This is a genomic window from Mesorhizobium sp. 2RAF21, assembly GCF_052115345.1.
GTDB classification, from domain to species: domain Bacteria; phylum Pseudomonadota; class Alphaproteobacteria; order Rhizobiales; family Rhizobiaceae; genus Mesorhizobium; species Mesorhizobium terrae.
In genome coordinates, this window is the sequence record NZ_JBFRGM010000005.1 from 257,242 (window position 1) to 280,466 (window position 23,225).

The window sequence follows — 23,225 nt, forward strand, 5'->3', positions numbered from 1 at the left end:
CCGCTAGTCAAACATTAGCCCGCCTACAAAGATACGATTGTCTCCGAGTACATCCTCAATGTCTTCGAGGTATCGAACTGCAGCTTTGACTAGGTGAAGACTTCTGAAGCCCTTTGCCCCCTTGTCAGATTTGATGAAGCAGACTGGCTCGATCTGCTTTCTTTTTGTTATCGCTTGCAAGATTGAATCAATATCATTGGTGGCGTACAAAAGGTGCTTCAGTTCGGCGTCATCCGTGACGATTAGTAGAAGCTTCGCATGGATTACGTTCCCGAGTATATCCCACGCCGAATAGCCATGGCCGGCGTCGGCCACGTCCAGATTCTCTCCTTGCCGCTTTGGAGTAAATGCACGTATTTGCTCCTGCCGCAGCATAGCCTGGGTCGCGGTTAACTCTGCCAATCGCCGAAGCGAAATGCACATCAGCATCATGTCTCGTGATGCCATTGACACGGCTCTGTCTTCATACTGTCCATGCCCAATCTTTTTCACGTAGTCGGATGTGCAGAACGTAGCTAAGCGCGCCACCGCATCGACGCTGTCGTTGTACGCCTGCGTGCAGAGAAACTTATCCAATGAGCACCCTCCGACGATTAGTGGTAGGCGAGTAGAAGTAAGCTTTGCAAATGCAGTCGAGTAGCTTAATTACGCGCCGGAATGCGGGCGTGGTGAAATTGGTATACACACCGGACTTAAAATCCGGAGGCCATAGGCCGTGCGGGTTCAAGTCCCGCCGCCCGCACCACCAAATCAAAATAGCCGACTAAATATTGTCTCCTACAAAAATCCCTACAATCCCCCAAATTACAAAATCCCGTCCCGGAAGTGAGACCTTCCTGTTCGTGCGATGATAAAATCGCGATTTTTTTCAGTTGCTTACAGGATTGCAGCCGATAATTGAAAAATTGCACAACCCCTTAGTGTAAAAAAGGGGGTGTTGAAATTCCGCTAAGCTATTGATTTATAAGAAATCCACGCAAGGGATTTTAAGTCCCTTGCGTCTACCAGTTCCGCCACGTCCGCGCGCCCTGCTTTTCGAGGCTTGAGCGGAGTTCGTCAACCGGTGTTTTGCCCGGCGAACAGGCAGTGGGCCGAACCGGACAGAAAATCCTCAGTCCGGAACGCCGCCGCGAATGCGCCGTGCAGCGTTGCCGGGGTCGATGGATCGAGCAAGGGCAGGCGGCCGAGCGATTTTGTCCGGCCCATCTCGCAGATGATGCGTTCGGTTTCGGGTTCCGCGTCGCCGATGAAAGCAATGCCGAGCACCGGCACGGCGCGGGCGCGCAGCGCTTCCAGCGACAGCAGCGTATGGTTGATGGTGCCGAGCCGGGTGCGGGCGCAGAGCACCGCCGGCACCTTCCAGCGGGCGAGGAGATCGGCGAAGGTGACGGTCCGCGTCAACGGCGCCAGTACGCCCCCGGCGCCCTCGATGACGAGAGGGCCTTGCGTGTCCGGTATCGTCAGCTTTTCGGGATCGATGGCGACGCCGTCGATGGCGGCGGCATGATGCGGCGAGGCCGGCGCGTTCAGCCGCCAGGCCTCGGGCAGGATGCGCCGGGCGGGAATGCCGCCGAGCCGCATCACGGTTTCGCTGTCGGTCTCGCCGAGCAGGCCGGCCTGCACCGGTTTCCAGTAGGACGCGCCGAGGAAACCGGTGAGCCCGGCGGCGAACACCGTCTTGCCGACATTGGTGTCGGTGCCGGTGACGACGATGCGTGTTGTCATTGGGCTTCGACCGTTGGGGCAGGCGGTGCCGATTGAGGCCTGAGGCCGACGCCTGCCGGGCTATCATCGCAGACGTCTTCATGCACAGGGCGCAACGCGGCGCGCATGCCGAGCTTTTCCAGCAGCGAAAAATCCTTGCCGCGGCCGGGATTGCCGGTGGTCAGAAGCACGTCGCCGGTGAAGATCGAATTGGCGCCGGCCAGGAAACACAGCGCCTGCAATTCGTCGCTCATCGCGTGCCGCCCGGCCGACAGCCGCACCACGCTTTTCGGCATCAGGATGCGCGCCAGCGCGACGAGCCGCACGAAGGCGATCGGTTCCACCGGCCGGCTCTTCTCCATCACCGGCGTGCCCTTGATCTCGTTCCACACGTTGATGGGAACGCTTTCGGGATGCTGTTCGAGCGTCGCCAGGATGACCAGCATGGCGATGCGGTCTTCCATCGTCTCGCCCATGCCGACGATGCCGCCCGAGCAGACCTTGATGCCGCCGGCGCGCACCAGCGCCAGCGTCTCCAGCCGGTCGTCCATGCTGCGGGTGGTGGCGATCTCGGGATAATAGGCCCGCGAGGTGTCGATGTTGTGGTTGTAGTAGTCGAGACCGGCTTCGCCGAGGCGCTCGACCTGCGGCTCCGTCAGCATGCCGAGCGTCACGCAGGTTTCCATGCCGAGCGCGCTGACGCCCTCGATCATGGCGCAGACCTGGCCCATGTCGCGGTCCTTCGGGCCGCGCCAGGCCGCTCCCATGCAGAAGCGCGTCGCGCCGCCGGCCTTGGCGCGCCTGGCTTCCTCGATCACCTGGTCCACCGCCATCAGCTTGGTCGCCTTGACGCCGGTCTTGTGATGCGCGCTCTGCGAGCAGTAACCGCAATCTTCCGGGCAGCCGCCCGTCTTGACGCTGAGCAGGCTGGCGGTCTCGACCTCGGTCGGGTCGAAATACCGGCGGTGCAGGCATTGCGCAATGAAGATGAGGTCGGGCAGGGGCAGGGCGTGGATCGCCGCCGCTTCCTCCTGCGTCCAGTCGGTGCGGAGATCGCCCGTCCCCAGCAGAGACAGGCGATCCCCCATTGCTTGGCGCGGCACGCTCACCGGCCGATCCTGCCCAAAAGGCGGGCCGGGATCATGGCGGAGCCCGCGGCAACCATGGCGATGTTGATCAGGTCGCCCAGGATGAAGGGGGTGAAGCCGAGCGCGATGACGTCCTTCATCGGAATGTAGAGGCCGAGCCAGGGCAGGCCGACGGCGTAGGTCACGGCGAGGCCGGCGAGCATGGCCATGGTGCGGCCGAACATCTGCCGGCCTTCGGCGAGTGCGCCCGTCAGCCAGCTGGCGAACAGGTAGCCGAGCAGATAGCCGCCGGTCGGGCCCATCATATAGGCAAGGCCGATGCCGCGTTCCGGCGAGCCGGAGAAGACCGGCAGGCCGGCGGCACCCACCGCCAGGAAGGAGAAGAAGGTGGCGGTGGCGATGCGCGGGCCGGTCGCCACGGCGATGCCCATCACCGCCAGCGTGTACATGGTCAGCGGCACCGGCCAGAACGGGATGCGGATCTTGGCGCACAGCGTGAGCAAGGCGACGCCGGCGACGATGACGGCGGCGGTCTTGATCGCCTCGCGCGGCTTGACGCCGCGCAGCGTGAGGGTCTGGCTCATATTTTTCCTTTCGCAGATTATAGATAATTTATGATCTATATCTACATTGAATCCACAAAAGGAAACGAGTCGCAACTAAATTATAGATATTTTTATCCGACGATCGCGAAAGCGTCGCGAACGCTACCGCTTGCCGACTTCTGCGGCCGGCGGCCGATCCACTGCACATGGCCGGCAAGCGTGCCGCAGGCGGTTTCGACCTGGCCCTTGCGCAAGGCGGCAAGAATGGCGCGGTGGTCATGGTCGGTGCGGGCTTCCCAGTCGGAACGCCAGGCGGCGAACAGAAAACGGGCGCTGGCGGCGTGCAGATCGTCGATCGCCGAAAGCAGGCGCGGCATGGCGCAGGGTTCGAGGATGACGCGGTGAAAACGCCGGTTCGCCTCTTCCCAGGAGCGCACGTCGCGGGAATTGTCGCCGGCCCTGGTGGCTTCCTCGGCCGCGTCGAGAATGGCGGGCGTGATGTGCGGCGCCGAATGGCGCAGCGCCAAAACTTCGAGCGCGGCGCGCATTTCCGCCACTTCCTTCACTTCGGCGAGGTCGAAGCTGGCGACACGCACGCCGCGGCGCGGCTCGCTCACCGCAAGCCCTTGCGCCTCGAGGCGGCGGAACGCCTCGCGCACCGGAACGTGGCTGGCGCCGAATTCCTCGGCGATATGGTCCTGTCGCAGCCGCGAGCCGGGCTCGATCTTGCCTGCGATGATGCGGTCGGCCAGCGTCCTGGAGATTCGGACCGCCAGCGTGTCTTCTTTTTGTGCGCCCATATTTCATAGATAATTTGACGCGCGACGCTTGTCGATTGGCCGGCGCGACAAGCCACAGGCGCATAGCCTGACCGGGTGACGCGGCCCGCCGGACGCGAGGGGACAAAAAGAAAGGCCCAAAAAGAAAGGCAAGGTACGGGAGGGCACCTTGCCTTGAAGACGGGCGTCGAAGCGCGGATCTGCCTCTAATGGCAGGCGGGGTTCATCCCTTCATCCGCATCGCCTCGACGCCTGTTGCCGGAAGCTAGCGCCGCGCCACCGGCGGCACGTAATGTTCGAGGTCGGGTGCCGGGAAATGCACCGTCTCGCCGGTTTCGGCGGATTTGTAGAGGCCCATCATCATCTCGACCACGCCGAGCCCGTCATGGAAGGTTTCCTGCGGCGTCTCGCCCTTGCGGAAACATTCGGTCATGTGGCGGTTCTCGTCGGTGTAGCCATAGACGCCGGCCTCATCCTCCAGCACCGGCATCAGGCCCTGTTCGGCGTTCTGCTTCTCGACCAGGTCCTCGCCTTCCGAGCCTTTGACGGCGCGCGACATGAATATTTTGAGGCCGGTGCCCAGCGAGTTGAACTCCATCGCATATTCTGGCCCGAGCAGTTCGAGCTGGATGCGCAGGCCGGCGCCGACATAGGCCCAGGAAGTGGTGGCCTCGATCATCAGCTCGTTGCCGGCCTCGTCTTCCAATGCCACCACGCCACGGGCAAAGTCCTCGGACGGATGGTTGCGGTAGTCGACGCCCGGGCCGAAGCGGCGAGCGAGGTCGTCGGCGTAATGCGGCCGCGTCCATTTGAGGTTGGCGACGGTGCCGCTGACAGACTTCACTCGCAGCGAGTTGCGCGCGGCACCTGGCGCGGTGAGCAGGTGACGGGCGACTTCGAGGCTGTGGCACATCATGTCGGACAAGACACCGCCGCCCTGCTTGTCGCCCTGCCAGAACCAGGCTTCGTGCGGGCCGGAATGCTCCTCCGCCGCACGCGCCAGATAGGGGCGGCCGGTGGTGGAGGCGGCGCGACGCCAGATGATTTCCTTGCCGCGGATGACTGGCGTCGAGAACACCTGGTTTTCGAGATAGCCGTGGTTCAGCCCGGCATCCTCGGCCAGCCGCAGCATTTCGCGCGCCTCGGCCACGGTGCGCGCCAGCGGCTTTTCGCAAGCGACGGCGAACACTTTCGAGCGACCGGCCTTCACTTCCGCATGCAATGTGCGCATCACGTCGAGGCGGGTGTAGTTGGGCGTCAGGATCCAGACGGCATCCAGCGAAGGGTCGCCAAGCAGGCTTTCGAGGCTGTCGTGGTTTTTGCAGGCGCCGAGGCCGAGCTCGTCGGCGAGCTTCACGAAATGCGCGCGCTTCTCGTTCGAGCGGCTGTAGACGCCGACGACGTCGATGTTGCGCACGCCGACCAGCGATTTCAGGTGAAACTGGGCGATGAAGCCCGTGCCCACGAATCCGACGCGCAATCTCTCCTTCGGCAACTGTGCCATGGTCGTCCTTTCCTGCTTTGAAATCTCTCAGATCGGTTTGGCGCGCGCCGTCGAGCCGCGAACCTGCAAGGCCGTCGGCATTTCCAGCGTCTCGGCTTCCGTCAGGTCGCCGGTCAGCACGCGCAAAAGCTGCCGCATCGCTTCCTGGCCGATCTCGGCGCGCGGCTGGCGCACCGTGGTCAGCGGCGGGTAGAAGGCCTGGCTCAGGAACAGGTCGTCGAAGCCGACCACTGAAACGTCACGCGGCACGTCGAGACCCAGCCGGCGCAATTCGTTGATGGTGCCGAAAGCCATTTCGTCATTGGCCACGAAGATGGCGGTCGGCCGGTCCGGCCGCTCGCACAGCGCCCGGCACAGCGTCTCGCCCGAATGCAGCAGATAGTCGCCGACCGGCTCGTAGCCGTCCGGAATAGTGAGCCCGGCGGCCGACATCGCCTGGCGATAGCCGTCGCGGCGCTTGACGCTCATGACCTCCGGCACCGGCCCGCTGATATGGGCGATGCGCTTGTGGCCGAGGTCGATGAGATGTTCGACGGCGGCGCGCGAGGCGCCGACATTGTCGATCTGCACATGCGGCAGGCCGAGGCCCTCGATGGTTTCCAGCGCCACCACGACAGGCAGGCCCTGCAGGTGAGAGCGGCTTTCCTGAACAGGCCAGGGCAATTTGCCGGTGATCAGGATCATGCCGTCGGCATGGCCGTCGCGCAGCATGTCGAAATATTCGACCTCGCGTTCGGCATTGTTTTCGGTGTTGCCCATCAGCACCGAATAGCCGGCGGCGCGCGCGGTCGCTTCGACGCCTTTCATGATCTCGAGATAGAAGGGGTTGCCGACGTCGCGCACCACCATCAGCACCGCCATGGAGCGCTGTGTGCGCAGGTTGCGGGCACTGACATTGGGCCGGTAGTTCAGCGACTGCGCCACCTCGCGGATGCGCGACAGGGTCGGCTCGGCCACCAGTCCGGTGTCGGAAAGCGCCCGCGAGACCGTCGCCGGGGAAACCCCGGCGCGCGCGGCGATGTCCTTGATCTTGGCGGGCCCGGCCATGCCGATCAGCTCCGCATCGCCTTGGCGCGGCCGTAGAACAGCATCAGCGCCACCAGCGTCGCGCCGAACACCATCTGGCGGCCGGATTCGTCGATATGCACGGTGGTCAGGATGCTTTGCAGCAGCACCAGCAGCACCGCGCCGGCCATGGTGCCGGTGTAACCGCCCTTGCCGCCGGAAAGCGGCGTGCCGCCCAGAACCACGGCGATGATGGACGGCAGCATGTATTGTTCGCCGACATTGGCGAAGGACGAGCCGGAATAGCCGAGCAGGCACATGCCGGCGATTGCCGCGAAGGCACCCGACAGCATGAACAGCGCGATGCGGATCGTCTTCACCGGCACGCCGGCCATGAAGGCGGCCTGCTCGTTGGAGCCGATGGCGTAGACCCGGTAGCCGAACACGGTGCGGCGCAGCAGCAGCGCCATGGCAAGGCCGATCAGAAGCCATAGCCAGATGATGCCGGGCAGGCCGAGCAGGAACGGCTTGACGACGAAGTCGGAGAGGCCGGGTGCGGCGCGTCCCGACGGGATGCCGTTGCGGATCACCACCAGCAGGCCCTGCAGCACGCCCAGCATGCCGAGCGTCATCACCAGCGGCGGGATGCGCAGCAGCGTGACGCCGACGCCGTTGATGAGGCCAAAGAAAGCGCCGACGACAATGCAGACCAGGATGGCCGGCAGGATGCCGCCATCGGCGCCGTTCATGACATTGCCGGCAAGGATCGCCGCCAGCGAGACGATGCCACCGACCGACAGATCGATGCCTTCGCGCCCGCCCAGGATGACGAGGTTCTGGCCGGCGGCGACGATGCCGAGCAAGGCTGCAACGATGAGCAGCCTGAGCACCTGCCCCGGCGAGGCGAAGCCCGGCGACAGCCATTCGCCGACGGCGAGCAGCAGCACGATGAGGATCAGCGCCACCACGAGCGGCTTCTTCAGGAAGGCCAGCACGGCGTTCTGCGCCGGCTTCGAGGCGAGGGCGTCGGCGCTCATGCCCGTGCTCCGCGGCTGACGAGGATGCCGGTCATCAGGGCGGCCAGGATGGCGAAGCCCTGCGCGAAGTTCTGCCATTCCGACGGCGTGCCGACGAAGAAGACCAGCGCGTTGATAAGGCCGATGATGAGGGCGCCGATCAGCGAGCCAGTGACCGTGCCGAAGCCGCCGGCCAGCGCCGAGCCGCCCAGCACCACGGCCGCGACCGAATAGAGCGTCATCTTGCCGCCGACCAGCGGGTCGCCGCTCGCCGTGTCGCCGGTGATGCAGAGTGCGGCGAGTGCCGCGAACAGGCCGCAGAAGACATAACCCTTGATGCGGATGGCGGTGACCGGCAAGCCGCTCTGGAAGGCGGCCTGCTGGTCGTCGCCGACGGCCAGCATCTGCGTGGTCAGCCGCATGCGCATCAGGAAGGCGAGCACGATCGCCACGGCAACAACCGCGTAGAGCACGAAGGGGATGCCGAAGAAGCGTCCGCCATAGGTGGTCCAGTAGGCTTCCGGCGCCGGCGTTCCGGCCACCGGCAGCACGGTGAGCGCAAGGCCGGTGAAGAAGATCGAGGTCGCGAAGGTAGCGACGATCGCCTGCAGCCTGAGGCCGGCGACGATGATGCCGTTGATGAGCCCGCAGGCGAGCCCGATCAGGGCGCCGGCAAGGCAGGCGGCGATCACGGAAAAGCCGTCGCCGCCCCATTTCTGCATCAGCACGATCACCGACACATTGACCAGCGACACGATGCTGCCGGCCGAAAGGTCGATATCGCCGGAGAACACGACATAGGTCTGCGCCACCGCCAGCATCATCAGCGCCAGATAGGTGGAAACGAGGCCGGTCATGGCGCGGAAGCCGAGGCTGCGCGGCTCGAAGATGCCGTTGAGCGCCAGCAGCGCGACAAGGATGATCAGCGCCGGCAGGAAGGGATAACGCCGGATCAGGCGACCGAGGCCGCCGGTTCTTGATTGTTGGGTCGCGTCGCTCATCAGGCGGCCTCGTAGGCGGCGTGGTAGAGATTGTAGCGGGTGCGGTCCTCGCCCTTCAGTTCGCGCGTCACCGCGCCCGAGTTGAAGACCAGGATACGGTCGGCATTGGCAAGCAGTTCGGCGTCCTCCGAGGAATAGAGCACGATGCCCATGCCGTCGGCGGCCAGCGAACGGATGAGCTGGAAAAGGTCGGACTTGGCGGCGAGGTCGATGCCCTTGGTGGGATCGTCGAGCAAAAGGATCGACGGACGGTCGACCAGCCAGCGGGCGATCACCACCTTCTGCTGGTTGCCTCCCGACAGTGAATTCACCGGCTGGCCGATGTCCTGGAACTTGGTTTTCAACGCCTTGAGCGGCCCGTCGACCAGTGCGGTCAGCGCACCCGGCCGGGCCAGATGCAGCCCGTTGCGCAGGAAATGGATCGGCGTGACGTTTTCCAGGATCGGCCGGCCGGTCAGCGTGCCGTCGCGGCCGCGGTCACCCGAGACATAGGCGATGCCGTTGCGGATCGCCTCGGCCGGCGTGCGGGCCGCGCACGGCTTGCCGCCGACATGGATGGCGCCGGAATTATGGGCCAGCGCCCCGAAGATGGCGCGCAGCACCGACGACTGGCCCTGGCCGTGCAGGCCGCCGAAACCGAGAATCTCGCCCTTGCCGACGCTGAAGGAAATGTCGCGGAAGCCCGCGCCCGATAGGTTGGCGACGGACAGTACCGCATCGCCGGCGGTGGCCGGCACCGGCGGCTTGGCATCGACAAATACCGCCTCGCGCTCGCCCACCATCTGGCGGATGACCGTATCGGCATTGGTCTCGGCGATGGCCGAAGTGGCGACGGTGGCGCCGTCGCGGATGACGGTGACGCGGTCGCCGATCGAAAAGATTTCGTCCATGCGGTGCGAGATGAACACCATGGCGCGGCCTTCCTGTTTCAGGCGGCGCAGGATTTCGAAGAAACGGTCGACCTGGGCGCGGTCGAGCGCCGATGTCGGTTCGTCGAAGATGAGGATGGGGGCTTCGGTGGCCAGCGCCTTCATGATCTCGACCAGCTGCCGCTGGTCGGCGCGCAGCCGGTCCACCGTCACGTCGGCGGCAAAACCTTCGCCGGCGACATCCTTGAACTCGGCGATCACCTTTGCCGCGCGCTCTTCCAATGCGGTGCGGTCGACAAAGACGCCGCCCTTCACCGGCATCGCCGGCAACAGGATGTTCTCGGCCACGGTGCGCCGCGCGGCCAGGCTGAGCTCCTGGTAGAAGATGCCGATGCCGAGTGCCCGCGCCGCGCGCGGTCCGTCAATCGTCACCGGCTTGCCGTCCAGCAGCACCTCGCCGGCGTCCGGCTTGACGCTGCCGGCGACGATCTTGCACAGCGTCGACTTGCCCGAGCCGTTCGAGCCGATCAGCACATGCACTTCGCCAGGCTTGAGATGCAGGTCGCCTCGGCTTAGCGCAACCGTTGCGCCATAGGCCTTGCGCGCGCCGCGAACGATGAGTTCGGACATCGATGCCGTTCCTTCGGCAGGGCAGGGGTAAAACCCCGGAAATTGCCAGATTACTTGAAATTTCGTCCCAGGTCCGCCCGGCGACCGAAGCCGCCGAACGGAGTTCCTTGGGAGGAATTACTTGAAGAGCTTTTCAGCGTCTTCGATCGAAAGCTGGCTGGTGAAGGAGTAGTAGCCGGGCTTGCCGTCCACTGCTTTCGCTGCTTCCGGAAGGTTCTTGGAATCGATGAACGGGATCGGCAGGTACATGGCGTTCTTGTACTGCCCGGCCGCCGCCGGCTCCTTCAGTTCCTTGCCCTGCAGCATCAGCACGGCGACATTGAGCGCCGAGGCCATGACGCCCGGAGGATTGACCGAAGCGCCGGAGTTCAGCTTGTCCTTGGTCCAGATGTCGATGAAGTCCTTGCGGATCTCGCCGGTGGCGGCGATCGACGACTGCTTGCCGGCATCGATGATCGACTTCCAGGCGCCGGCGGCCATGCCGTCCTGCACCCACACGCCGTTGATGTCGGGATAGGTGGCGAGCAGGTTCTGCATGGCCTGCTGGCCCTGCGCCTGGTCCCAGTTGGCGTTCACTTCGTTGACGATCTTGATGTCGGGATACTTGCCGAACACTTCCTTGTAGCCGGCAACGCGCATCTCGTTGGCCGGATGGCCGGCGACGCCGTTGATGGCCACGACATTGCCCTTGCCGCCCAGCGTCTCGGCCAGCCACTTGGCGCCGGCGGCGCCCCAGGCCTTCTGGTCGATACCGACATAGGTGGCATCCTTGGACGACACCTCGGCGTCGGTGGCGATCACCAGGATGCCGGCGTCCTTGGCCTGCTTGAAGATCGGGTCGAACGCGGTCGGGCTGTTCGGGTTGATGATGATGGCGTTGACGCCCTGGCTCATGAAATTGCGCACCTGCGCGATCTGGCCGGGCACGTCGACATTGGCGCTCTGCACCACGACCTCGACATTGACGCCCTTGTCCTTCCAGGCGGCTGCCGCGGCCTTCGCCTCGTCAATCATCTGGGTGCGCCATTCGGAACCGACCCAGCCGTTGGAAAGGCCGATCTTGAAATCTGCTGCGTAAGTGGAAAACGCCGATATGGCCAGCGCGGTGGTGGCCGTCAAAGCTAATGCGATCGCCTTTTTCATATGTTCCTCCCTGAGTGCGACGGCGCGAATGGTAACAGGAATGAAATCGATTTCAATAGCGCAAACGCAGCTTTTTGGGGGATGAGCCCGCCTCCATGCGGGCAGGGACGGGCTATCGTTGCGTCTTCACTTCTGGTCGATGAAGTCGACGACCGCCTTGGTGTATTCGTCGGGCGCCTGCAGCATGGCGAAATGACTGGCGTTGGGCAGGATGATCTCCTTGGCGCCCGGAATGGTCTTGGCCATGTAGTCGGTGTGCTCGCGCTTGATCGCCTCGTCGTGATCGCCGGCTACGATGGCCGTCGGCGTGGTGATCTTGGCGACCTGCTCCTTGCTCCAGTTCGGCTGCGTCTCCCACATCTTGCTAATCTGGGCGACGAAGGCGTCGTACTGGTCGGGCGTCTTGGAGAGTTTTTTGTAGTCGCGGCCCGAGCGCTCGATATAGGCGGCGAAAGTCTTGTTGGTGAGCACGCCGGGATCGACGCCATCGGTGGTGACGTTGGCGGCTTGCGCGAACAGGCGGGTCAGCCGTTCGGGATGCTTCATGGCGATGTCGATGCCGATGATGCCGCCATCGCTCCAGCCGACCAGCGCCGTCTTGTCGATCTTGAGATGGTCGAGCAGGGCAAGGTAGTCGGACGCCATCAGGTCGTAGCCATAGGGCTCTTCGGTGCGGGTGGAGCGGCCATGTCCGCGGCTGTCGGCCACGATCACCTTGTGCGTCTTGGCCAGTTCCGCCACCTGGCTCGACCAGATGTCGGCATGGCCGAGGCCGCCATGGATGAGCAGGACCGGATCGCCCTTGCCGTAGACGGCGTAATACATCTGGATGCCGTTGACCGGCGCATAGCCGCTTTCCTCGGCCTTCGGCATGGGCGCGGGTTCGGGCAGGGTCAGCCAGCGTTCCTCGGCGCGCGCGGCGCCCGAGACGATGAGAAGGGCGACAAAGGCCAAAGCGGTCCACAAACGCGACATCGGGCGGTCCTCCGGGATTGAACCCGGATCAACCGCCTTCCGCCGCGCAAAGTCAACATCGGGCAAAAGCGACGCCGGGGTCGGGAATGGATTCCCGACCCCGGCACGAACCTTCGCCCCTGAGACCTTACGCGTCCTCCTCGACGAACACTTCCTCGCGCTTCTTGCGCACCGCCGGCAACAGCACCACCACCAGGATCAGCGCCGCGACGGCCAGAAGGCCTGCGCTGATCGGACGGGTGACGAAGATGGACGGGTCGCCGCGCGACAGGATCATCGCCCTGCGCAGGTTCTCCTCGAACAGCGGGCCGAGCACGAAACCGAGCAGCAGCGGCGCCGGCTCGCAGCGCAATTTGGCCAGCACATAGCCGAGCAGGCCGAAGAAGGCGACCGCGTAGAGGTCGAAGGCGCTCGATTTCACCGAATAGACGCCGATGGCCGAAAACGCCATGATCGCCGGGAACAGCACGGTGTAGGGCACCGTAAGAAGCTTCACCCACAGGCCGATCAGCGGCAGGTTGAGCACGATCAGCATCAGGTTGCCGATCCACATCGACACGATCAGGCCCCAGAACAGCGCCGGCCGTTCGGCAGCCACGTCCGGGCCAGGCACGATGCCCTGGATGATCATGGCGCCGATCATCAGCGCCATCACCGGGTTGGCCGGGATGCCGAGGGTGAGCATGGGGATGAAGGAGGTCTGCGCGGCCGCGTTGTTGGCCGATTCCGGCCCGGCCACGCCCTCGATCGCGCCCTTGCCAAACTCCTCGGGATTTTTCGCGACGCGTTTTTCCAGCGTGTAGGAGGCGAAGGAGGCCAGGATGGAGCCGCCGCCAGGCAGGATGCCCAGCGCCGAGCCCAATGCCGTGCCGCGCAGCACCGGCGCCGTCATGCGCCGGAAGTCCTCGCGCGTCGGCATCAGCCCGGTCACCTTGCGGATCATCACCGAGCGGTCGTGCTCGTTTTCCAGATTGCGCAGGATCTCGGCCACGCCGAACACGCCGACCGCCACGGCCACGAAATTCAGCCCGTCGGAGAATTCGCGGATGCCGAGCGTGAAGCGCGGCGTGCCTTCGAAAATGTCGGAGCCGACCAGGCCGAGCAGCAGGCCGAGCACCACCATGGCGAGCGCCTTGACGATGGAGCCGTGCGCGAGCGCGATCGAGGAGACGAGGCCGACGACCATCAGCGAGAAATATTCGGCCGCGCCGAATTCCAGCGCGATCCTGGTCAGCGGCGGGGCGAAGATGGCGACAAGGAAGGTGGCGACGGTGCCGGCGAAGAAGGAACCGAGCGCGGCCGTTGCCAGGGCAGCGCCGGCGCGGCCGTTGCGCGCCATCTGGTAGCCGTCGATGGCGGTGACGGCGGAGGAGGATTCGCCCGGCATGTTGATGAGGATGGCGGTGGTGGAGCCGCCATACTGGGCGCCGTAATAGATGCCGGCCAGCATGATCAGCGACGACACCGGGTCGCCGATCTGGAAGGTGACGGGCAACAGCATGGCGATGGTGGCGGTGGCGCCGATGCCCGGCAGCACGCCGATCAGGGTGCCGAGCAGCACGCCGATCAGGCAGAAGCCCAGATTGGCCAGCGTCGACGCCGTCATAAAGCCGAGTGCGAGATTGCTGAAGAGATCCATCGCGTCAGGCTCCTAGCCCGGCGAGCCACGGCCCGAAACGTTGGAAGGGAAGGCCGAGCGCGTAGCTGAAGACGACGACCGAAAACAGCGTAAGCGCCGCGGCGATGATGATCGCGGTGGTGGGCCGCATGCGCTGCGAAGCGAAGGCGGCAATCAGCGCCGTGAAGAACAGCGACGGCACGAAGCCCAGCCCGCGCACGGTGAGCCCGAAGAAGATCGGGGCCGGCAGGATGAAGAACAGGCCACGCCAGGCGATCGGCCCGATCGGTTCGCCCGCCATGCGCATCGCCTGGATGGCGATGATGGCGCCGAGCAGCACGAGAACGCCCGACAGGACGAGCGGGAAATAACCCGGGCCCATGCGAAAGGCCGTTCCCATTTCCTGCCCGAGCGACTGGTAGCCGAAGAACAGGCCGGCGGCGATGAAGATCGCGCCGCACGCCGCGTTCGTTCGGTCGATGGAAAGCTTGTCCACGGTTCCCTCCCAATGCCTGGTGCGGCCATCCCTCTCACTCAGCCTCCGCATGCTGCGGCTTCGCTGCCGGACCCGGACCGACCTCTCCCCGAGGGAGAGGAGGCCGTCGGCGCCGGATGAGGGGTAGGCTCGCCTGCGATTGCCCTCGGGGTGAGGGGATGCTCGCCCTGCCGTATGCCTTAGTCGGCGTATTGGCCGGCGGCCTCGATCACCGGCTTCCAGCGGGCGATCTCGCCTTCGAGCTTGGCCTTCAGCGCCGCCGGCGTGGCGTCGGCCTCGGGCGACGGCTTGGTGCCGAGCTCGGCGAAGCGGGCGACCACGTTCTCGTCCTTGAGCGCCTTTTGCAGCGACTTGGAGAGCCGGTCGAGCTTTTCCGGCGCCGTTCCCTTGGGCGCGTAGATGCCGTGCCAGATGCCGACCTGGAAGCCGGGCAGGCCGCCTTCCTCGGCGGTGGCGACGGTGGGCAGCACGTCCAGCCGGGCCGGCGAGGTGACGGCATAGGCCTTGATGGTGCCGCCCAGGATCTGTTTGGTGGTGTTGGTGGTCTGGTCGCACATCAGGTCGACCTGGCCGCCGACCAGATCGGTCATCGCCGGTCCGGTGCCCTTATAAGGAACCGTCACGAACGGGGTCTGGATGGCGTTCATGAACATCATGCCGCACAGATGCGAGGCGGCGCCGATGCCGGCATTGGCAAGGGTGACCTTGTCCTTGTTGGCCTTCACATAGTCGATCAGGCCCTTGAGGTCGGTCGGCTCGAAATCCTTGCGTGCCACGATGGTCATCGGCACGTCGGTGACGAGGCCGACATAGTCGAAGGCGTTCAAAGTATCGTAGGCGAGCTTGCGGTAGAGCGTGGCGCTGGTGGCCATGCCGATGTGGTGGAGCAAAAGCGTATAGCCGTCCGGGTCGGCATCGGCGACGCGGGCCGCGCCCAGCGTACCGCCGGCGCCGCCGACATTCTCCACGATCACCTGCTGGCCGAGATCCTTGGACATGGCCTCGGCGACCAGCCGGGTAACGGTGTCGGTCGGGCCCCCGGCCGAGAACGGCACGATGACGGTGATGGTGCGGTCTGGATAGCTTTCGGCCATGGCCGAACCGGTCAGCATGGCAATGGCGGCAGCCGTCGCCAGCGAGGCGATGAGCGTCTTCATGGAGTCCTCCCAAATATGCGTGCCCTGCCGACGCCCTGGTTTCCTCCAGCGCAGGCAGTGGATGGCGAATAGGAGGGGCCAGAGCCGCGTTCGGCAACACGACGCAGGCGCAAAACGGCGGCATTTCCGCAAGGAGTGTCGCGCGATGGGTGGAAATCGTAACATCGCCGCTCCGGCGTGTGTGGGTTTCCACACATGCGGGCGCGGCAGTCGGAGCCGGACCTAGTCGGCGGCTTCCGAAACGCCCAGCCGCTTCTTGTCGAGCCCGTAGCGCTGCATCTTCTCATAGAGCGTCTTGCGCGAGATTCCGAGCTGTTCGTAGACCGGCTTGAGGCTGCCGCCATGGGCAAGCAGCGCCGCCACGATGACATCCTTCTCGAATTCGGCGACGCGATCGGCGAGACGCAAGTCTCCGGCGTCCGCCCCGGCCGGCTCTTCGGCGCCATGCTGCCCGAGGCCAAGGACAAAACGGTCGGCGGCATTGCGCAGTTCGCGCACATTGCCCGGCCAGTCGCGGCTGGCGACATCGGCGATGATGTGCGGTGGCACGTCGGTGTCGTCGCGGCGATAGCGGCCGGTGGCCTCGCGCACCAGTTGCAGGAAAAGCAGCGGCACGTCTTCCCGCCGCGCGGCAAGTGAAGGCATGCGCAGCGTCACCACATTGAGGCGGTAGAGCAGGTCGGCGCGGAAGCGGCCCGCCGCGACTTCTTCGTCGAGGTCGACCTTGCTGGCGGCGATGAAGCGGACGTCGAGCAGTATCGGCTCGTTGGAGCCGAGCCGGTAGATCACCCGGTCCTGGATGACGCGCAGGAGCTTCGCCTGCAGGTCGGCCGGCATCGAGCCGATCTCGTCGAGGAGCACTGTGCCGCCCCTGGCATGTTCGAACTTGCCGAAGCGCGGGCGCAGCGCGCCCGGAAAGGCGCCGGCCTCATGGCCGAACAGCTCGCTTTCGATCAGCGTGGCGGGCAGTGCCGCGCAATTGATGGCGACGAAAGGTTTGGTGGCGCGGCCGCTGATGTCGTGCAGCGCGCGTGCCGCCACTTCCTTGCCGGTTCCGGTATCGCCGATCACCAATATGTCGGCGTCGGTGGCGGCGATGGCGCGCAATTTGTAGCGCAACTCGACCATCACCTGGGTGCGCCCGGGCAGGCGGGTTTCGAGGTCGTCGTTCTTGCCGGCCGCCGCCCGCAGCTGGCGGTTTTCCAGCACCAGCTTGCGCCGGTCGATGGCGCGCATGGCCATCTCCACCAGATGCTGCGTCGCATAGGGTTTTTCGATGAAGTCGTAGGCGCCCTCGCGCATGGCGCGCACAGCAAGCTGCACGTCGCCATGACCGGTGACGAGGATGACGGGGATGTCGGCGTCGATCTCGCGGATGCGCCCGAGCAGTGTCATGCCGTCCATGCCTGGCATGCGGATGTCCGACATGACGACGCCGTGGAAACCCTGCGTGATGAAATCGAGCGCGCGCTCGGCGGAAGCGCAGTCCTGCACGGCGAGACCGGCGAGGTCGAGCGATTGGGCGGCAGCACGGCGCGGCTCCTCCTCGTCGTCGACCAGGAGCACGATGGGCGGCTTCATTCGGCCGCCTCGCGCACGCCGCTGCGCGCCGCGTCGAGCTCGATGGTGAACAGGGCGCCACCCTCGGGATGATTCAAAACAGCAAGGTCCCCGCCGAAATCCTTGACGATGTTATAAGAAATCGAAAGGCCGAGACCAAGACCCTTGCCGACGCCCTTGGTCGAGAAGAACGGGTCGAAGATGCGTTCCGCGATCGCCTCGGCGATGCCGGGACCATGATCGCGTACCGATATCGCCACCTTGCCGGCCCGCCGTTTCGCCACCAGTTCGATCCGCCGGTCCGGCAAACCTTCGACGGCATCGGCGGCGTTGGTGATGATGTTGACCAGCACCTGCTGCAGCCGCACCGAGCCGGCCTTGACCGTCAGCGGCGCGCGGCCGAGATCGACCGTGAGCGTCGCGTCCGCCGCCTTCAGCCGCCAGGCGACGATCTCCTGCGTGTCGCGGATCACTTCGGCGAGGTCGACCGGCCCGAGTTTTTCGTTCGGCTTGCGGGCGAAATTGCGCAGATGCCGGCTGATCGAGGCCATGCGGTCGGCGAGGCTGGAGATGCGCGCGACATTGTCGCGGGCCTCGGCCGCGCGCTCGCGGTCGATCAGTACGGCGGCGTTGTCGGCATAGGTTTTCACCGCCGCCAGCGGCTGGTTGAACTCATGCGACAGCGCCGCCGACATCTGGCCGAGCGCGGCGAGCTTGCCGGCCTGGATCAGGTCTGCTTGCGTTTGCCTGAGTTGCTGTTCGGTGGCGCGGCGCTCGGTGACCTCGGTCTCCAGGCGCGTGTTGACCAGCGCGAGGTCGTGGGTGCGTTCGTCGACGCGGCGTTCGAGCTCGGCCTGGGCGTTGCGTTGCAGAAGCAGCCGCTCGGCCAGCCGGGCCCGTCGCTGCAGGAAAACAAAGCCGGCCAGGGCGGCAAGGCCGAGCGCCAGCAGCGCGACGGTCACGGTGATCAAGGCCTGGGTATGCGCCGAACGTGTGTCCAGCAGCACACTGATCGTCCAGCCGGCGTCCGGCATCGCCTCCGACAGGACCAGATATTCGCTGCGCTGGCTTTCGAAATTGACGGTCATCAGCGGAAGCCGGTCACCGAAGCTGCTGCGCGTGATCGGCAGTTCACGCAGCGTGGCGGTCGCGTAACGCCGCGAGGCGGCGGTGCGGGCAAGCCGGTCCGGTGTCAGCGGCAAAAGGCTGGAATAGAGCCACTCCGGCCGTTCCGCCATGAAGATGATGCCCTCGGGGTCGGTGACGATGATCTCGTCGTCGCCGCCAAGCCATGAGGCCTCGATGGCATCGACCTCGACCTTGAACACCACGACCCCGCGGATGGCGCTGCCGACACGCACCGGGGCCGAGAAATAGTAACCGCGCTTCAGCGAGGTGGTGCCGAGCGCGAAAAAGCGGCCGCGCTTGCCTTCGATCGCGTCTTGGAAATAGGGTCGATAGGAAAAATTCTCCCCGACGAAGCTGATCGGGCGGTCGAAATTGCTGGCGATGATCGTCTCGCCGTCCGGGCCGATCACATAGATGTCGGAAGATTGCAGCAACGCGTTGATTTGCCTGAGATAGGCATTGCCCCTGGCGCGGAGTTCCGGATTGCCGGGGTCGGCCAGCAAATCCTTGATGTCGTCATTGTCGGCGATCAGCGAGGGCAGCGGTTCGAAGCGGTTGAGCTGCCCCTGCAAGGCGGCGACGGCCAGTCTCAGCGTGGTTTTGCCGCGCGATGCCGCTTGGTCGAGATAAGCGCGCGAGGCGAAGCTGCTGCCATAGAAGGCGAGCGCCACAGCCAGCGTCGCGACCGCGAGCGCAGGCCAGATCCAGCGGCGACCTTTGAGGAACTGCGGCATCGGAAGTCCATGGCAGGTCCTAAAGACCCGGAACAATTCTGTTATCGAGTATAGCCACGGTCTCAGTTCAAACAACCGAGCCGCTGTTTTCCGCGGCGGCTTTCGCTACAGTCGCGAAGAAACACGGGAATCTCCTTGCAATGCCGAAAAATTCATCCTTTTCCAAGCCGCGACCCTGGACCGAAATGGCGACGCTGCTGGTCGACGTCGCCATGGGCCGCAAGCCGGCCGACCTCGTCGTGCGCAACGGCCGCTGGGTCAATGTCCATTCCGGCGAGATTGTTTCCGGCACCGATATCGCCGTGGTCGGCGGGCGCTTCGCCTATTGCGGGCCCGATGTCTCGCACGCCATCGGCCCTGATACGCAGGTGGTCGATGCCGGCGGGCGCTATCTGGTGCCCGGCCTGTGCGACGCGCACATGCATGTCGAAAGCGGCATGGTGACGGTGACCGAGTTCAGCCGTGCCGTCATTCCGCACGGCACCACCTCCATGTTCATCGACCCGCATGAGATCGCCAATGTGCTGGGTCTGCCCGGCGTGCGGCTGATGCATGACGAGGCGCTGGCCATGCCGATCAACGTGCATGTGCAGATGCCGTCCTGCGTGCCTTCGGCGCCGGGGCTGGAAAATGCCGGTGCTCAGCTCACCGTCGAGGATGTCGTCGAGGCGATGGGCTGGGAAAACATCATTGGGCTCGGCGAGGTTATGAACTTCCCGGGCGTCGCCGCCAACAATCCGGTGATGTCGGGCGAGATCGCCGCGACCGTGCGCGCCGGCAAGACGGTGGGCGGCCACTATGCCTCGCCGGATCTCGGCCTGCCGTTCCACGGCTATGTCGCCGGCGGTCCGGAAGACGACCATGAAGGCACCCGCGCCGACGATGCGATCGCCCGCGTACGCCAGGGCATGAAGGCGATGCTGCGTCTCGGTTCGGCATGGTACGACGTCGCCGAACAGATCAAAGCCGTGACGGAACAAGGCATTGACCCGCGCAACTTCATCCTGTGCACCGACGACAGCCATTCCGGCACGCTGGTCAATGACGGCCATATGGACCGCGTCGTGCGCCATGCGATCCAACAGGGCCTGAAGCCGGTGACGGCGATCCAGATGGCGACCATCAACACCGCCCAGCATTTCAGGCTGGAGCGCGAGATCGGTTCGATCGCGCCGGGGCGGCTGGCCGATTTCCTGATCGTCTCGAACCTCGCCGAAATGGCGATCGACGAGGTCTATGGCCGTGGCGTTCGCCTCGCCGCCGCCGGCAGGCTGGAGGCCGATATCCCCGCCTACGACTATCCGGCCAGCGCCAAGAATACGGTGAAGCTCGGCAAGCGCCTTGCCGCACACGACTTCGACATCAAGGCGCCGGAAGGCGCCAACAAGGTGCGCGCCCGCGTCATCGGCGTCATCGAGAACCAGGCGCCGACCCGCGCGCTGGAGGCGGACCTCGCCGTCGAGGACGGTCTGGTCGCCATGGACCGGCGCAATGACGTCTGCCAGATCGCGCTGGTGGAGCGCCATCGCGGCACCGGCGGCGTCACCAACGCTTTCGTCTCGGGTTTCGGCTATGGCGAGGATTGCGCCATGGCCTCGTCGGTGGCGCATGACAGCCATCACATCATCGTCGTTGGTACCAACAAGGAGGATATGGCGCTGGCCGCCAACCGCCTGGCCGAGGTCGGTGGCGGCGTCGTGCTCTATTCGAAGGGCAAGGAACTGGCGCTGGTCGAAATGCCGATCGCCGGCCTGATGTCGGACGAGCGCGCCGAAATCGTTGCAGCCAAGGCCGAGAAGTTGACTGAGGCGATGCGCCAGGTGGGCTGCTCGCTGAACAACGCCTACATGCAGCACTCGCTGCTGGCGCTGGTGGTGATCCCCGAGCTGCGCATCTCGGATGTCGGGCTGGTCGATGTACGCACCTTCGAGAAGGTCGACCTGTTCGTGTGAGGTTTTATGGCGTTCTGGCTGGCAAGTGCCGTTGGATTGGTGGTCGCCTACCTGCTGGGGGCCACGCCCACCGGGTACCTGGCGGGGAAACTGCTGCGGGGCATCGATATCCGCGAGCATGGCTCCCGATCCACCGGGGCGACGAATGTACTCAGAACGCTGGGCAAGGGACCGGCGCTGGTCGTGCTTCTCGTCGATGTGCTGAAGGGTATAGCCGCCATCGTCTTCGCGCGCTGGTTTTATTCCTGGCTCGCGACGCTGCCGTCCTTCGCGCCGCCGGCGGCGATCGATCTCCAGGCCCTGGTGCCCTGGGCCGTCTGCCTGTCGGGGCTGGCGGTTCTGCTCGGGCACGGCCGCTCGATCTGGCTGAACTTCACCGGCGGGAAGTCCGCCGCCACGGGGCTCGGCGTTTTGCTGGCGATGTCCTGGCCCGTGGGACTGGGCGCGTTCGCGGTCTGGGGCGTGGCGCTCGCCGTCTCCCGCATCGTCTCGCTCAGCTCGATCCTCGCCGCGCTAACGGCGATCATACTGGTCTTCGCCTTCGAGCAGCCGCTGCCCTACCGGCTGCTGGTGATCGCCGGCGGCCTCTATGTGATCCTGCGCCATCGCGCCAACATCCAACGGCTCCTGTCCGGGTCGGAACCACGGCTGGGGCGAAGCGGCGCGTGAGGGACGCCGTGCCGGGGCGCGATGTCGACACTGGCCAAGTTGCGGACATCGCGGCCGTGTGAGGCTCAGGCTTGTTTCAGCAGTATTTCCGCGAGGGCTTCGGGTTCGAGCTGCGGCACGTTGTGTCCGCAGTTCAGGGCGTAGGTTTGCCAGTCCGGGTCATTGCTCAAGCGTTCATGGAGGTCGCGAAACGGACTGCCCTCCCACCCATGCGCGCCGACATAGACCTTGCGCGGAACGTCGCGCCATTGCCCGGTCAGGATGATCGCCTGGAGAAAAGTCGCCATCGGATGCGGGCGGCATCGCGGCTCGCGGTTGGAGGGCGGCACGCAGGTCAGCCCGTCGGCTTGCGATCCGGCGATGAAGATGTCGCGAAAATCGGGGCTGGTCAGCGACCAGACGGACTCGCCGGTTTCGGGAACATAGGCATCGACATAGACCAGGGCCCGGATTTTGGCGCGTGCCCTGTCGGCAACGCCGCTCACGACCATGCCGCCATAAGAATGACCGACCAGGATCAATTCGTCAGCGCAATCTTCCGCGACTTGAACGGCTGCCTCTATGTGACTGGAGAGATTGGCCGCCGGCGCCGGAACATCACCGAGGCCGGGGAGGGTGAGCGCGAGTACCTTGTGTCCCGATGCGGTCAACAGATCCGCGACCGGATCAAAAGTCCAGCCACCGCGCCATCCACCCGGAATGAGGATAAAAGTCGTCATTTGGCACCGATCGTTTGTCTGGCAATAGGGGATGCACCTAGGCTCAATCACGAACGGAGCAAAAGCAAGGTCGAGGCGGAGCTCGACTGGCAACGCCCCGGACGGATTGCTCTCGCCGCGAAATCTCATGAAAAATGAGCCGAGGTGTCGGGAACTGCGCCGGTCGTTCGTCCTTTGGAGGCAAAGCGCGGGAACTGGATCGCTGGCCATGGGAAGGATTGCCGCAATCATGCGCACTGGTCTCGCCAGCATCACCCCATCGCCAGGAGCGATCCAATGATCCCCACCATCACCGCTTTTGAACGGTCGCCAGACCGCGGCAGGGGACAGGCGCGCGACATGCGTGTTCGCTGGGCGCTTGAGGAAGTGGGGCAGCCTTACGACGTTCGCCTTGTTTCGTTCAGCGCGATGAGGGAAGGCGCGCATCGCGCGCTGAATCCTTTCGGGCAGATTCCGACCTATGAAGCGGGTGATCTCACTCTGTTCGAGTCAGGCGCGATCGTGTTCCATATCGCCGAGCGCCATCGCGGCCTCTTGCCCGACGAGGCAAATGCCCGGGCGCGCGCCATCACCTGGATGTTCGCCGCGCTGAGCACGATCGAGCCGCCGGTCCTGGAACGCGAGGCCGCCGTCCTCCTCGAGCGCGACGCGCCCTGGCACGCCGAGCGTCTGCCTCGGGTCGAGGACCGCATCCGCCACCGGCTGCGCGCGCTCTCCGACCACCTCGGCGACGCCGATTGGCTGGACGGCGCGTTCAGCGCCGGCGACCTGGTCATGGTCGGGGTGCTGCGCAGGTTGATCACATCGGGGATGCTGGACGAATTTCCCAACATCGCCGCCTATGTCGCCCGCGCCGAGGCGCGACCGGCCTTCAGGCGCGCCTTCGCTGCCCAGTTGGCGGTTTTCACCGCCGCGTCGGCCGGTTGATCAAGG

21 protein-coding genes and 1 tRNA gene are annotated in these 23,225 nt (G+C 65.0%); 4 read left to right on the forward strand and 18 right to left on the reverse strand.

Annotation, left to right across the window (positions count from 1 at the left end; genetic code table 11):
- Positions 1-3 precede the first annotated feature (3 nt).
- Complete coding sequence (locus AB4136_RS10515; protein WP_137900451.1) at positions 4-576, reverse strand: hypothetical protein; 573 nt, start codon at positions 574-576, stop codon at positions 4-6.
- Positions 577-659: 83 nt separating this feature from the next.
- On the opposite strand from AB4136_RS10515, the gene AB4136_RS10520 reads away from it, so the two are divergent.
- Positions 660-745, forward strand: a tRNA-Leu gene (locus AB4136_RS10520).
- 311 nt (positions 746-1,056) lie between these two features.
- Here AB4136_RS10520 and bioD read toward each other — a convergent pair.
- The 16 genes from bioD to AB4136_RS10600 all read right to left on the reverse strand — a co-directional run bounded on the left by bioD (position 1,057) and on the right by AB4136_RS10600 (position 18,952).
- Positions 1,057-1,725, reverse strand: coding sequence for a dethiobiotin synthase (bioD, locus tag AB4136_RS10525; RefSeq protein WP_137900452.1), 669 nt, complete (start codon positions 1,723-1,725; stop codon positions 1,057-1,059).
- Positions 1,722-2,792 (reverse strand): biotin synthase BioB, encoded by a 1,071-nt coding sequence (gene bioB / locus AB4136_RS10530; RefSeq protein ID WP_137900507.1) that lies wholly within the window; start codon positions 2,790-2,792, stop codon positions 1,722-1,724. Before bioB ends, bioD begins: the two co-directional genes overlap by 4 nt.
- 17 nt (positions 2,793-2,809) lie before the next feature.
- Positions 2,810-3,376 carry a biotin transporter BioY gene (locus tag AB4136_RS10535; protein ID WP_024926600.1) on the reverse strand — a complete coding sequence of 189 codons (567 nt, stop codon included), beginning with the start codon at positions 3,374-3,376 and terminating at the stop codon, positions 2,810-2,812.
- Positions 3,377-3,468: 92 nt separating this feature from the next.
- Complete coding sequence (locus tag AB4136_RS10540; protein WP_137900453.1) at positions 3,469-4,137, reverse strand: GntR family transcriptional regulator; 669 nt, start codon at positions 4,135-4,137, stop codon at positions 3,469-3,471.
- A gap of 244 nt (positions 4,138-4,381) precedes the next feature.
- Positions 4,382-5,620, reverse strand: coding sequence for a Gfo/Idh/MocA family protein (locus tag AB4136_RS10545; protein WP_137900454.1), 1,239 nt, complete (start codon positions 5,618-5,620; stop codon positions 4,382-4,384).
- Positions 5,621-5,647: 27 nt separating this feature from the next.
- Positions 5,648-6,667 (reverse strand): LacI family DNA-binding transcriptional regulator, encoded by a 1,020-nt coding sequence (locus tag AB4136_RS10550; RefSeq protein WP_171020923.1) that lies wholly within the window; start codon positions 6,665-6,667, stop codon positions 5,648-5,650.
- Positions 6,668-6,672: 5 nt separating this feature from the next.
- Positions 6,673-7,662: an ABC transporter permease gene (locus AB4136_RS10555; RefSeq protein ID WP_024926596.1), complete on the reverse strand. Its 990-nt coding sequence runs from the start codon at positions 7,660-7,662 to the stop codon at positions 6,673-6,675.
- On the reverse strand, positions 7,659-8,642 hold the full coding sequence (locus tag AB4136_RS10560) for an ABC transporter permease (RefSeq protein WP_024926595.1): 984 nt from the start codon (positions 8,640-8,642) through the stop codon (positions 7,659-7,661). Before AB4136_RS10560 ends, AB4136_RS10555 begins: the two co-directional genes overlap by 4 nt.
- Entirely contained in the window at positions 8,642-10,141 is a 1,500-nt protein-coding gene (locus tag AB4136_RS10565) for a sugar ABC transporter ATP-binding protein (protein WP_024926594.1), read from the reverse strand. The genes AB4136_RS10560 and AB4136_RS10565 overlap by 1 nt, the downstream gene beginning before the upstream one ends.
- A 117-nt stretch (positions 10,142-10,258) precedes the next feature.
- Complete coding sequence (locus AB4136_RS10570; protein ID WP_024926593.1) at positions 10,259-11,284, reverse strand: ABC transporter substrate-binding protein; 1,026 nt, start codon at positions 11,282-11,284, stop codon at positions 10,259-10,261.
- Between the two features lie 126 nt (positions 11,285-11,410).
- Positions 11,411-12,259 (reverse strand): alpha/beta fold hydrolase, encoded by an 849-nt coding sequence (locus AB4136_RS10575; RefSeq protein WP_024926592.1) that lies wholly within the window; start codon positions 12,257-12,259, stop codon positions 11,411-11,413.
- Positions 12,260-12,386: 127 nt separating this feature from the next.
- A complete protein-coding gene (locus AB4136_RS10580; RefSeq protein WP_024926591.1) occupies positions 12,387-13,898 on the reverse strand; it encodes a tripartite tricarboxylate transporter permease in 1,512 nt (503 codons plus the stop codon).
- A gap of 4 nt (positions 13,899-13,902) precedes the next feature.
- A complete protein-coding gene (locus AB4136_RS10585; RefSeq protein ID WP_024926590.1) occupies positions 13,903-14,373 on the reverse strand; it encodes a tripartite tricarboxylate transporter TctB family protein in 471 nt (156 codons plus the stop codon).
- Positions 14,374-14,552: 179 nt separating this feature from the next.
- The gene (locus AB4136_RS10590) at positions 14,553-15,530 is read right to left on the reverse strand and encodes a tripartite tricarboxylate transporter substrate-binding protein (RefSeq protein WP_024926589.1); all 978 of its coding nucleotides are present in this window, start codon (positions 15,528-15,530) and stop codon (positions 14,553-14,555) included.
- A 222-nt stretch (positions 15,531-15,752) separates the two neighbouring features.
- Positions 15,753-17,111 carry a sigma-54-dependent transcriptional regulator gene (locus tag AB4136_RS10595; protein ID WP_024926588.1) on the reverse strand — a complete coding sequence of 453 codons (1,359 nt, stop codon included), beginning with the start codon at positions 17,109-17,111 and terminating at the stop codon, positions 15,753-15,755.
- Positions 17,108-18,952: a sensor histidine kinase gene (locus AB4136_RS10600; protein ID WP_024926587.1), complete on the reverse strand. Its 1,845-nt coding sequence runs from the start codon at positions 18,950-18,952 to the stop codon at positions 17,108-17,110. Before AB4136_RS10600 ends, AB4136_RS10595 begins: the two co-directional genes overlap by 4 nt.
- 140 nt (positions 18,953-19,092) lie before the next feature.
- Between AB4136_RS10600 and ade the strand changes: the two genes are divergently transcribed.
- Together ade and plsY are read left to right on the forward strand one after the other, a co-directional pair.
- Complete coding sequence (gene ade / locus AB4136_RS10605; protein ID WP_024926586.1) at positions 19,093-20,904, forward strand: adenine deaminase; 1,812 nt, start codon at positions 19,093-19,095, stop codon at positions 20,902-20,904.
- A gap of 6 nt (positions 20,905-20,910) precedes the next feature.
- Complete coding sequence (gene plsY / locus AB4136_RS10610) at positions 20,911-21,573, forward strand: glycerol-3-phosphate 1-O-acyltransferase PlsY (RefSeq protein WP_137900456.1); 663 nt, start codon at positions 20,911-20,913, stop codon at positions 21,571-21,573.
- 65 nt (positions 21,574-21,638) lie between these two features.
- On the opposite strand, the gene AB4136_RS10615 is transcribed toward plsY, so the two are convergent.
- Positions 21,639-22,523 carry an alpha/beta fold hydrolase gene (locus AB4136_RS10615; RefSeq protein ID WP_441931211.1) on the reverse strand — a complete coding sequence of 295 codons (885 nt, stop codon included), beginning with the start codon at positions 22,521-22,523 and terminating at the stop codon, positions 21,639-21,641.
- Between the two features lie 45 nt (positions 22,524-22,568).
- Between AB4136_RS10615 and AB4136_RS10620 the strand changes: the two genes are divergently transcribed.
- Positions 22,569-23,219 carry a glutathione S-transferase family protein gene (locus AB4136_RS10620; RefSeq protein WP_137900457.1) on the forward strand — a complete coding sequence of 217 codons (651 nt, stop codon included), beginning with the start codon at positions 22,569-22,571 and terminating at the stop codon, positions 23,217-23,219.
- The last annotated feature ends 6 nt before the right edge of the window (positions 23,220-23,225 follow it).

Bases quoted from the DNA above. Each gene is read 5' to 3' on its own strand.
- bioB (WP_137900507.1), bottom strand. From the start codon at position 2,792: ATGGGGGATCGCCTGTCTCTGCTGGGGACGGGCGATCTCCGCACCGAC.
- AB4136_RS10565 (WP_024926594.1), bottom strand. From the start codon at position 10,141: ATGTCCGAACTCATCGTTCGCGGCGCGCGCAAGGCCTATGGCGCAACG.
- AB4136_RS10580 (WP_024926591.1), bottom strand. From the start codon at position 13,898: ATGGATCTCTTCAGCAATCTCGCACTCGGCTTTATGACGGCGTCGACG.
- AB4136_RS10590 (WP_024926589.1), bottom strand. From the start codon at position 15,530: ATGAAGACGCTCATCGCCTCGCTGGCGACGGCTGCCGCCATTGCCATG.
- AB4136_RS10615 (WP_441931211.1), bottom strand. From the start codon at position 22,523: ATGATTGCGGCAATCCTTCCCATGGCCAGCGATCCAGTTCCCGCGCTT.
- AB4136_RS10535 (WP_024926600.1), bottom strand. From the start codon at position 3,376: ATGAGCCAGACCCTCACGCTGCGCGGCGTCAAGCCGCGCGAGGCGATC.
- AB4136_RS10620 (WP_137900457.1), top strand. From the start codon at position 22,569: ATGATCCCCACCATCACCGCTTTTGAACGGTCGCCAGACCGCGGCAGG.
- AB4136_RS10545 (WP_137900454.1), bottom strand. From the start codon at position 5,620: ATGGCACAGTTGCCGAAGGAGAGATTGCGCGTCGGATTCGTGGGCACG.
- AB4136_RS10570 (WP_024926593.1), bottom strand. From the start codon at position 11,284: ATGAAAAAGGCGATCGCATTAGCTTTGACGGCCACCACCGCGCTGGCC.
- AB4136_RS10540 (WP_137900453.1), bottom strand. From the start codon at position 4,137: ATGGGCGCACAAAAAGAAGACACGCTGGCGGTCCGAATCTCCAGGACG.
- AB4136_RS10555 (WP_024926596.1), bottom strand. From the start codon at position 7,662: ATGAGCGCCGACGCCCTCGCCTCGAAGCCGGCGCAGAACGCCGTGCTG.
- AB4136_RS10595 (WP_024926588.1), bottom strand. From the start codon at position 17,111: ATGAAGCCGCCCATCGTGCTCCTGGTCGACGACGAGGAGGAGCCGCGC.
- AB4136_RS10550 (WP_171020923.1), bottom strand. From the start codon at position 6,667: ATGGCCGGGCCCGCCAAGATCAAGGACATCGCCGCGCGCGCCGGGGTT.
- AB4136_RS10560 (WP_024926595.1), bottom strand. From the start codon at position 8,642: ATGAGCGACGCGACCCAACAATCAAGAACCGGCGGCCTCGGTCGCCTG.
- AB4136_RS10600 (WP_024926587.1), bottom strand. From the start codon at position 18,952: ATGCCGCAGTTCCTCAAAGGTCGCCGCTGGATCTGGCCTGCGCTCGCG.
- ade (WP_024926586.1), top strand. From the start codon at position 19,093: ATGCCGAAAAATTCATCCTTTTCCAAGCCGCGACCCTGGACCGAAATG.
- AB4136_RS10575 (WP_024926592.1), bottom strand. From the start codon at position 12,259: ATGTCGCGTTTGTGGACCGCTTTGGCCTTTGTCGCCCTTCTCATCGTC.
- bioD (WP_137900452.1), bottom strand. From the start codon at position 1,725: ATGACAACACGCATCGTCGTCACCGGCACCGACACCAATGTCGGCAAG.
- plsY (WP_137900456.1), top strand. From the start codon at position 20,911: ATGGCGTTCTGGCTGGCAAGTGCCGTTGGATTGGTGGTCGCCTACCTG.